This is a genomic window from Rhizobium sp. PDO1-076, from assembly GCF_000247475.1.
In the GTDB taxonomy this organism is placed as follows: Bacteria; Pseudomonadota; Alphaproteobacteria; order Rhizobiales; family Rhizobiaceae; genus Allorhizobium.
In genome coordinates this window covers 1-9,909 of record NZ_AHZC01000056.1, presented here as the reverse complement: position 1 = coordinate 9,909, position 9,909 = coordinate 1, and the positions used below count along the sequence as shown (strand labels likewise).

Here is a 9,909-nt window from a genome sequence, read left to right as displayed (position 1 = left end):
GCATCTGGCTGATCTCATGCGAGGTGCCGATCGTCAGGTCGGCCTGGGCCTGGCTGTTGGGTAGGGGCCATGCGGAAAAGTCGTAGAAGGGGACCATCACTTCGCTGGCCTGCAGTGCCGATATTTTTGCGATGACGTCTTCCACGGCAAAACCATCCGCCATCAGCGCCTGACAGGCCTGCCACTGTTGTTCAGCCCATTCGCCGCCGCCCTCTTTCCGCAATGCCAGGAGCAGGGGGATCAGCGGCAATTCGATGCCGGTGAACACGTCAGAGGAGTTGGTGCGGATCTCAGGGCAGTTGTAGACGGTCGCCTTGATGCCTGCGGCCCATGCCTTCTCGGCAATGCCTTCCAGCCGCATCTTTGCATAACCCTGTGTGTAGTTGGTGTAGGTCTGCCAGCGGTATTCGCCATCGATGAGGATGCCGGTGCCATGGTATCCGTAGGCCGTGTACCTGACCTGGCCACCGGATGCTTCGACGCGCTCGCGGATCGCTGCGCTGGAATCGATCAGGTGGGCAAAGGTGTTGGCGGACACTTCGTCAAAATTCTGAAGAATCAGCTTGCCAAGGTCGCTGTCGAGCAGGACCTGCGATGACATGTGCCGGCTTCCTGTGCCCTTGTAGATGCGATTGGCGAGAACCAGGAAGACCTTTGCCTTCGGGATGCCGCCGGCCATCGTATGGGCGAAGAACACATTGCGGCCAGCCGGGATCATGCCCTCCAGAGTGGTCATGACCTGCGAGAGCGCATCGCTGAACCGCTTGGTTGCGATCTCCCGGCATTGTTCGATATAGGCCCAGTCCAGTTTGTCGCTTTCCCAGCTTGCAAGCGTCATTCCGGCCAGCAGATCGGTCGGGGTGGGGCCACCGGCAGGCGCGTCGAGATCAAAGCCTGCCATGAGGGGGATGTTGATGATCTTGCCGCCCAGCCGTGTTTCAGCGTCGGAAAGCTCTTCTGCATTCAACGGGCGCAGCGCGTTATGCTCGTCGCGCCGACCGACCGTGATCCCGACGATCTGCATGCCGGCCTTTCGGGCCTCATCCAGCAGCCCGGTTGCGTAGCCGCGTCCGAAGAGTTCGCCGAAGAGCACAAATACATCGCCCTTTCGAAACAGGCTGTTCTCGGAAATGTCTTGCAAAGCGATCGGAGTTTTCATGCTGCATGTTCTTCTAGAGGAGCGCCGACAACAGGCGCAGACAATCATTGAATTCTCTCATGACTGCTCTGGCACGGAAAAGGAACTCATTTTGCGTGACAGAACATTGCAGAACGTGAACCACCACTGACCGGCGCCGCATTTGCGTGGTTCAATCGCAGCCGATCGAAGCTCTTGGCGGAGGCCTCTGCTGAAGCGGATGCAGAATATCCGCAGGCCGGACGAGACGCGATCGATTGCCCGAAATCCCGATCGGGCATACACTTCCTGCAAACCGGGGAGGAGAGGACGATGGCCATTTTCATGGATCGTCATGATCTGAAAGGGTATAGCGCCGCAGACGTTGCCGAGGCACACCGGAAGGACCTGGATATCCAGGACGCCTATGGTGTCAAGTTCCTGACCTACTGGTTCGACCATGAGCGCGGGACTGCGTTTTGCCTGATCGATGCACCAGACAAGGAAACTGCCCAATGCGTCCATCGCGTGGCGCATGGCTTTGTCGCCGGCGAGGTTGTCGAGGTCGCTCTTTCGGCGGTGGAGGCTTTTCTTGGCCGGATCCAGGATCCAGATCCCCCAGCCGAACAATCACGCAACAATGACTGCGCCCACCGCGCGATCATGTTCACGGATATCGTTGGCTCGACGGAAATGACCGCCCGCCTCGGCGATCGGATGGCCACGGAACTGGTCAGGGCACACGATTCCGTCGTTCGTAGATGCTTGAAGAACCATGGCGGCAGCGAAGTGAAACACACCGGCGACGGCATCATGGCGTCGTTCATCTCGACGACGCAGGCCGTTGATTGCGCCACTGCCATTCATCAGGGGTTCCACCGCTACAACCGGGGCAATGCGGAACCGATCCACATTCGAATCGGCATCGATTGCGGAGAACCCGTCGAGGACAGCAATGATCTCTTCGGCACGACAGTCCAGCTGGCTGCCCGCCTGTGCTCCGCCGCCTCAACCGATCAGATTCTCGTGTCGGAAAGCGTGTTCCGTGACCAGCACAGCAGCGCCGCCTTCAGGCAAGCCGCTCGATTGCAGCTAAAGGGATTTCCCGCGCCGATTCCAACTTTCGAATGCGCCTGGGCCGGCCCTGTCGGCATTTGACTCGAGTGTCGAACTGCAGAACGATTTTTTTGCACGCTCGGTCGCGCTCTATATCATCACTACGCATCTTGACGGCCAGATCAGAAGACTTGGCCGTCCTGTCAAACGATTGCCGTTGCTGCCGAGGGGGCATTTTGCTCAGGCGGATTGGCGTTCCACCAGTCTACATTCAACCTTCAGCTGATCATGCGAACTTGTAAGCCCGCCGGCGAGATCGGCGATCAATTCGACCGCCATTGCGCCCATCTCGAACATCGGCAGGTGAAATGTCGTTAGCGGCGGCAGGGTGAACTGGGCGATGTCGCGATTGTCGAATCCGACGACGGAGACGTCGCGGGGCACGGATTTGCCGAGTTCCTTCAATGCCTCGATGCAGCCGAGTGCCATCAGGTCGTTGGCGCAAAAGATGCCGTCCGGCGGATTTTTCAGCTTCATCAGAGCGTGCGTTTTCTCGTAGCCGGACGAGGGTTCCCAATTGCCATAGTGGACAAGCTCGGGATCATAGGCGAGATCGTTGCTCGCCAGCGCCTGTTTGTAGCCGCGAAGGCGATCGCGCGGATTGTCCAGCCCTTCCTGGCCGTTGATCAGGGCCACCCTTTTTCGGTCGGCCGCGATGAGGCGTTCGGTCGCCGCGCGACCGCCAGCGACGTCGCCGGGAAGGATGGAGGGCAAGCGACGCTCCTGGTCGTAGCAGTTGACCAGGACCGATGGCACTTTCAGGAGGGGCTCTGGAGGGTCGATCTTGCGCGTCAGGATCGTTCCGAACACGTAGCCGACCAGGGCCTGACCATCACAGATCGAGAAAATGCCGCCATCCGGATCTTCGCCCTTCCGGAAGACACCCAGCGTTACGATAATTCCCAGTTCCAGAGCCTTCTCGCGCGCACCCTCGAAGGCCATGGACATCCAGGGGTCTGTGGTCAGTTCGTCGACGACAAAAACAATGACCTTGTTGGTGGGCGTGTTGCCGGAACCGTTACCCGCCGCCGACTTGTTGGAAAGCCGGTACCCAAGTTGCTCCGCCGCATCGAGCACCCTCTTGCGGGTAGCCTCGCTGAATCGGGCGCCGGAACTGCCGTTGAGAATGAGGGAGACGGTCGCCTGCGATACGCGCGCCAGTGCAGCCACGTCCATCATTGTCGGTTTCAAGGCATTCTCCATGAAGAACCGCGCTTCCCTTCGAATTTTCCCGTGTTCAGGACCGGAAGTACCGAACCCGGTCGAACGCAACGGCGACCAGAATGAAGGTACCTATGAACATTCCTTGCCAGAATGTCGAGATGCCGAGCAGGATCAGGGAGTTGCGAATAACTTCTATCAACAGGGCTCCGATGACGGCGCCCAGCGCGTTTCCTTCCCCGCCGGCCAGATTGGCGCCGCCGATGACAGCCGCGGCGATGACGGTCAGTTCCATCCCTTGTCCGAGGTTGGTGGTTACGCTGCCCAGCCAGCCTGCCATAAGGATACCGGCAAGGCCCGCAGTCAGCGCCGACACCACATAGATGCTCACCTTCATCCGACGAACTGGAATGCCGGTAAGCAAGGCTGCGTTCTCATTGCTGCCAATGGCGAAGAGGTGCTGTCCCCAGCGCGTCCATTTGTAGACGAGCGACATTGTGAGTGTCAGTACGGCCAGCACATAGAGAGGGTGCGGCACGCCGAGTGTGGAACCGCCGCCTACCCAGATCAGCAGGTCGTGGTCAGGGCCGAAGTTCCAGATCATCTTGTTGTCGGAAAGAACCATGGCGAGTGAGCGCGTAGCTGACAGCGTACCAAGTGTGACGACGAAGGGTGGCATGCCGGCATACGCCACGAGCACGCCGTTCACAACTCCCACAAGAATGGCCGCCAGAAGGGCGAGGGGGGCCGCGATCAGAAATGGAGTGCCAGCTTCCATCGTGACGCTGATCACCATGGCGCTCAGGACCACGGCCGATCCGACGGAGAGATCAATTCCGCCGGAGGCGATGACGGTTGTCATCCCGATCGCGATGATGCCGACAAAGGCAAAGTTGCGGGCGACGTTGAAGAGATTGCGTTCCGTGGCGAAGCTGTCGGTCAGCACGCTGAGTGCCAGGCATGCCAGCACGGCCGCCACGAGGACCCAGAACAGCTGCTGGCTTGAAACGCGGGCAAACCAGTTCCGGTGCTCGCTTTGGGCAATCACGTCTTCCAATGTGGTCATGGCGATTTCCTCTCAGGCCGCTTCGATTGCGCCGGTGATGAGTCCCGTTACCTCTTCAGGTGAAGACCGGTCGGCGCGTTTGCTTGCGACGAGTTCGCCGCGCCTCAAAACGGCGATGCGGTCGGAAACGCCGAAGACATCGGGCATCCGGTGGCTGATCAGGATGACACTGATACCCTGGTCGCGGAGCCTGCGGATGACGTCGAGCACTTCGGCCACCTGGCGAACCGAGATGGCGGCGGTGGGTTCGTCCATCATCACGATCTTGGGTTTCGACAGCAGGGTCCTCGCGATGGCGACAGCCTGGCGCTGGCCGCCTGACATGCGCCTGACGAGGTCACGAGGCCGCGTCTCCGATTTCAGCTGCTGAAAGAGGGTGGCTGCGACGCGGTTCATCTGGGCGAAATCGATATAGCGCAGAGGCCCGAGCTTTCGCATCGCCTCGCGACCCAGGAAGACATTCGATGCGGCCGAGAGATTGTCGCACAGGGCGAGGTCCTGATAGACGACCTCGATTCCCAGCCGTTGCGCATCGCGAGGGTTGTGCAAGGTCACCGGTTGGTCATCAATGTGGATTTCGCCTGTCGAGGGAGGGAAATTGCCCGCAATGATCTTCACCAGCGTGCTTTTCCCCGCTCCGTTGTCGCCCATCAAGCCCAGAACCTCTCCCGGCTCGATTGATAGGTTGACGTGAGAAAGCGCTTGTATTGCACCATAACTCTTTGAAATCGAATGCAATGATAGCCGTGACACTGTCCGCCCTCCCTCGGCTGATCTCACGATGACATTTCGCGGGCAGCATATCTTGCACGCCGCCGCTTCGCAATTTGATATTAATGATGCTTGACTTAATATTATTACTAATTATTAATTACTCAACTTGGACATGGGACGAGGGAGGCGTCTATGCGGTTGCTCGTCACGGGCGCCACCGGAAAGGTGGGGCAAGCTTTCCTTCCCGCCTTCCTTGCGGAACGGCGTTTCTCCGATTGGGGCGTCGTAGCGCTGTGCAACAACCGAATGCTCGCGCCGAACCCGCGGGTCTCGGTGATGAAAGGGTCGGTGGCCGATCCGAAGGCAGTGGCGAGCGCGCTCGAAGGTGTGACGCATGTGCTGCATCTCGCCGCGGTCAAGGAAACGCCGGACCAGGCGATCGATGTGGCGTTGAAGGGGCTCTATCTGCTGCTCGACGGGTTTAGCCGCTCGCCCGTGAGGCGTCAGTTCATGCTGTTGAGCGGCGACTGTGTCGTCGGGCACATCTTCCACGGCTACAGCGAGCCGATCACCGAACAGTCGCCGAGACGGGCCTATCGCGGGGTCTATGCCCTCACGAAGGTTCTCGAAGAAACCATGCTGGAACAGGTCGGTATCCAGGAGGATTTGAAATGGACGATCCTGCGCGCGCCCTGGATCATGGAGAAGGATGACTTTCGTTATGCATTCGAGCTGGGCGAAGACCAGTTCGGCGGGCCGTCATGGTCCAGCCTGATCGCAGCCGATGAGCTTGCCATTCTGAAGGAGCAGCGTGGGGTGCCTGCCATGCGGGACGCCGGGGGAGACTATCTGAAGCGAAGCTTCATCCATGTCGATGATCTCGTGAAGGCGATGCTCGCGGCGCTCGACAACCCGGTCGCCTTCGGCGAGCTGTTCAACGTCGCGATGGATCGGCCGGTCGACTACGGCGATGTGGCGGATCTGTTGGAAGCGTCGGGAAATCGGCAGCGCCGCGATGTCACGACATCGTTTCACAGCAACTGGCTCGACAATTCGAAGGCCCGGATGGTGCTCGGTTGGCAACCTGAGATCGACCTCAAGCGGCTTGTCGAGCGGGCCTGGAGTTACCGGCGCGCGGCGAATGACCCGCGCATCGTTTGGTATCCCGGTTGAGCAGGAGGGCTTGGCCGGCGATTTGGAGGAGGAGAAAGGCAATGAACATCCGATTTATGGCATTCACTGCAATACCTATTCTCATGTTGCTGGCCGGCGAAAGCGCTGCGCAGGAGAAGAAGACCTTGGCGATCGTCGTCAAGGGCCTCGACAATCCGTTCTTCGAGCAGATCAATCTCGGCTGCAAGAAATGGCTCTCGGAAAATCCCGACAGCGAATACGAGTGCCTCTATACGGGACCTGCTTCTTCGGCCGACGAGGCCGGCGAAGTGCAGATCGTCGACGACCTCTTGACGCGCGGCGTCGCGGCCATCGCTATCTCACCGTCGAATGCGCCTGCCATGGCAAACCGGGTCCGCGAGATCGCCCCGACCGTGCCTGTCATGACTGTCGATGCGGATTTCCTCGAAAAGGACCACGATCTCCGCAAGACCTATCTCGGCACCGACAACTATCTGATGGGCGTCAAGATGGCCGATGAGGCCAAGAAGCTGAAGGCTGAGGGTGGCACCGTCTGCCTGCAGCTCGGAAATGTGGCCGCCGCCAATATCAACGCCCGCGCCCAGGGCTTCCGGGATACGATCGCCGGCGCCAAGGATGTCGAGCGTCTCACTGGCCAGAACGGCTGGTCCGAGATCGAGGGCTGCCCCGTCTATACCAACGACCAGGCGGATCTCGCCAATCAGCAGATGTCCGATGTCTTTACCGCGCATCCGGATCTCGATGCCTTCATCCTGATCGGCGGCTGGGCGCAGTTCGCACCCCAGGCCTATACGCAGGTGACGGATCAGGTGATGGACAAGCTGAAGTCCAAGGAACTGGTCATCGTCGCCGGCGATACACTTCCACCACAGACCCAGGCGTTCCGTGAGGGGCGCAGCCATGCGCAGGTCGGTCAGCGGCCTTTCGAGATGGGCTACAAGGCGCCTGACGTGATGATTCAGCTGATCAAGGGTGAAGCCGTCGAGGATCCGTTGTTTACCGGTCTCGACGTCTGCAACACCGAAGATCCCGGCTTCTGCAAGGACAACTAGCACCCGGAGGAGAGAGCGACGCTCTCTCGCCGACCTCGTCCGGCATGCGGATGGCCCGGGAGGAGCCTTCTCGCATGTTGCGGTTCAACAGGATGCAGCCCGAGTGGAGAGGGTTGCGGGAGGATAACATGAAGAAGAGACTATCGATCACGGCCCTTGCGGCCGCACTCGCCATGGCGACGACGCCTGTGCTCGCGCAGGAAAAACAGGCACTCGCCTTCGTCGTTAACGCGGCTTCCGACTTCTGGAAGTTGGCCGAGGCCGGCGTCAAGGCGGCGCAGGCCGAGCTTCCGGATTTCGAACTCCAGTTCCGCTATCCCGCACAGGGCACGGCGGCGCTTCAGAATGCGCTGATGGACGACCTTGTTGCTGCCGGCACGGATGCGATCATGATTTCCTCGGCCGATCCGAAGAACTCGATCGACGCCTTCAATCGTATCGCCGCGCAGGTTCCGCTGTTCACCACGGACAGCGATGCCCCGCAGTCGAAACGGATCGCCTATCTTGGATCGTCCAATGTCCAGGCGGGGATTCAAGCAGGCGAGATCGCGGCCAAGGCCCTGCCGAATGGTGGAAAATGCATGGGCTTTGTCGGCTTCCTCGGCGCTGACAATGCCAAGGAACGTATCGACGGCTTCCGCCAGGCCGTCGACGGCAAATCGATCGAACTCGTCGACGTACGTGGCGATGATGTGGACTTCGCCCGGGCGCGTTCTAACGTCGACGACGTGCTTGCGGCAAACCCCGACATCGACTGCATGGTCGGCTTCTATTCCTACAATCCGCCGAAGATCTACGAGGCGCTGCAGGCGGCTGGCAAGCTGGGCGCGATCACCGTGATCGCCTTCGACGAAGACCCGATCACGCTGGGTGCCGTGCGCGAGGGTACGTTCGCGGGCACCGTGGTTCAGGATCCCTATCAGTGGGGCTACCAGGGCATGAAACTGATGGCGGCCTATCTCCAGGGTGACAAGTCGCAAGTTCCGGCAGACGGACTGATCATCGTGCCGACACAGGTGATCGACAAGGCGAATGTCGATGATTTCGAGAAGCAGCTCAAGGAGCGGGTCGGCGGCTGACAGGTCTGCCGGTCGCCTGCGCGGATGCTTCGGGTCCGAGCAGGCCTCAACCTTAGCCGAGGTGCGATATCGATGTTTGCTGCTCGCATATCCCTCGATCTCGTCGGGATCACCAAGGTCTATCCGAGCGCCGTTGCGCTCAACTGCGTGTCGCTCGGCATCCGGGGTGGCGAGGTTGTCGGGCTGATCGGCGAAAACGGGGCTGGAAAATCCACCCTGATGAAGGTTCTGGGTGGTGCGATTGCGCCCGACGAAGGCGAGATCGTGATCGATGGCCAAAGCGCCGCCTCTCTGACACCTTCAGCGGCGCTGGCGCGCGGAATAGCCTTCGTGCACCAGGAACTCAATCCCTTCTCCAATCTCGACGTTGCGGGCAATGTCCTGCTTGGGCGCGAATTGCGCAGCCGTCCTTTCGGCTTCATCGACCATGCCGCGATGGCGGATCGCGTTCGACCGCTGCTCGACATGCTGGGTGCCCGCTTCCAGCCATCTACGCCTGCTTCAGAACTGTCGCTTGCGGACCAGCAATTGATGGAAATCGCCAAAGCCCTATCGACGAATGTCCGGCTGCTGATCCTGGACGAGCCAACCTCCAGTCTTACCCTGGCGGAGACCCGGCGGCTGCTCGACGTCATCAGGCGCTTGCGGGCGGATGGTGTTGCCATCCTCTTCATCACCCACCGTCTGGCGGAAGTCGAAGAAGTGGCGGACCGGGTTGTCGCGCTTCGGGATGGGCATAATGCGGGTGAGCTTCCGAAGGGTGGCATTACCAGGGATGCCATGGTGCGCCTGATGATCGGGCGCGACGTCAAACAGTTCTACACCCCTCCAACCACCAAGGAAGGGTCGGTTGTCCTGAAAACGCAGAGGCTTCGGACGCGTACCTATCCCGACGTCTCCGTCGATCTCGACGTCAGAAGCGGCGAAATTCTGGGTCTTGCGGGCTTGGTCGGCGCGGGACGGACCGAGTTGGCGCGCGCGATGTTCGGCATCGACCCGGTCGAGGCCGGACATGTCGAGGTGGATGGGCGGCCGATCGCTGCCGGATCCGTGCCTGCGGCGATTGCAGCCGGAATCTGCCTCGTTCCGGAAGATCGCAAGTCCGAGGGGCTGTTCCTTGATTTCTCGCTCGCCGAGAATATCGCCCTGCCGAGCCTGTCCCAGATCGCCACCGCAGGTTTCGTCGATCACAAGGCCGAGCTTGCCATGGCGGATCGCTTCCGCACTCGCCTCTCGATCCGAGCCCTCCGCCTTGATCGACCCGTCGGGGAACTGTCGGGCGGCAATCAGCAGAAGGTGGTGCTGGCGAAGTGGCTCGGGCTCAAGCCCCGGGTGATCATTCTCGACGAACCGACGCGGGGCATCGATGTCGGTGCCAAGGCTGAGGTCTATCGCCTGATGCGCGATCTGGCGGAGGCCGGTGCCGCTGTGCTGATGATCTCGTCGGAC

Annotated in this window: 9 protein-coding genes; 5 read left to right on the top strand and 4 right to left on the bottom strand. The window is 60.4% G+C overall.

Annotated features, from left to right (window positions below):
* Positions 1 to 1,159, bottom strand: a 1,159-nt coding sequence (locus PDO_RS05055; protein WP_007598684.1) for an enoyl ACP reductase FabMG family protein, incomplete at its 3' end; no start/stop codon positions are given.
* Between the two features lie 291 nt (positions 1,160 to 1,450).
* Between PDO_RS05055 and PDO_RS05050 the strand changes: the two genes are divergently transcribed.
* Positions 1,451 to 2,275 (top strand): nickel-binding protein, encoded by an 825-nt coding sequence (locus PDO_RS05050; RefSeq protein WP_007598682.1) that lies wholly within the window; start codon positions 1,451 to 1,453, stop codon positions 2,273 to 2,275.
* Positions 2,276 to 2,413: 138 nt separating this feature from the next.
* On the opposite strand, the gene PDO_RS05045 is transcribed toward PDO_RS05050, so the two are convergent.
* Genes PDO_RS05045 through PDO_RS05035 form a run of 3 tightly spaced genes read right to left on the bottom strand, consistent with a single transcriptional unit; the run spans position 2,414 to position 5,213 of the window.
* Positions 2,414 to 3,424 (bottom strand): LacI family DNA-binding transcriptional regulator, encoded by a 1,011-nt coding sequence (locus PDO_RS05045; RefSeq protein ID WP_007598680.1) that lies wholly within the window; start codon positions 3,422 to 3,424, stop codon positions 2,414 to 2,416.
* A 46-nt stretch (positions 3,425 to 3,470) separates the two neighbouring features.
* Positions 3,471 to 4,460 (bottom strand): ABC transporter permease, encoded by a 990-nt coding sequence (locus tag PDO_RS05040; protein WP_007598678.1) that lies wholly within the window; start codon positions 4,458 to 4,460, stop codon positions 3,471 to 3,473.
* Positions 4,461 to 4,472: 12 nt separating this feature from the next.
* Positions 4,473 to 5,213 carry an ATP-binding cassette domain-containing protein gene (locus PDO_RS05035; RefSeq protein WP_037072664.1) on the bottom strand — a complete coding sequence of 247 codons (741 nt, stop codon included), beginning with the start codon at positions 5,211 to 5,213 and terminating at the stop codon, positions 4,473 to 4,475.
* A 153-nt stretch (positions 5,214 to 5,366) separates the two neighbouring features.
* On the opposite strand from PDO_RS05035, the gene PDO_RS05030 reads away from it, so the two are divergent.
* From PDO_RS05030 to PDO_RS05015, 4 genes are all read left to right on the top strand, one after another.
* A complete protein-coding gene (locus tag PDO_RS05030; RefSeq protein ID WP_007598657.1) occupies positions 5,367 to 6,347 on the top strand; it encodes an NAD-dependent epimerase/dehydratase family protein in 981 nt (326 codons plus the stop codon).
* Between the two features lie 47 nt (positions 6,348 to 6,394).
* Complete coding sequence (locus PDO_RS05025) at positions 6,395 to 7,381, top strand: sugar-binding protein (protein WP_458574637.1); 987 nt, start codon at positions 6,395 to 6,397, stop codon at positions 7,379 to 7,381.
* 128 nt (positions 7,382 to 7,509) lie between these two features.
* On the top strand, positions 7,510 to 8,460 hold the full coding sequence (locus PDO_RS05020; protein WP_037072663.1) for a sugar-binding protein: 951 nt from the start codon (positions 7,510 to 7,512) through the stop codon (positions 8,458 to 8,460).
* Positions 8,461 to 8,532: 72 nt separating this feature from the next.
* Positions 8,533 to 9,909, top strand: a 1,377-nt coding sequence (locus PDO_RS05015) for a sugar ABC transporter ATP-binding protein (RefSeq protein WP_007598632.1), incomplete at its 3' end; no start/stop codon positions are given.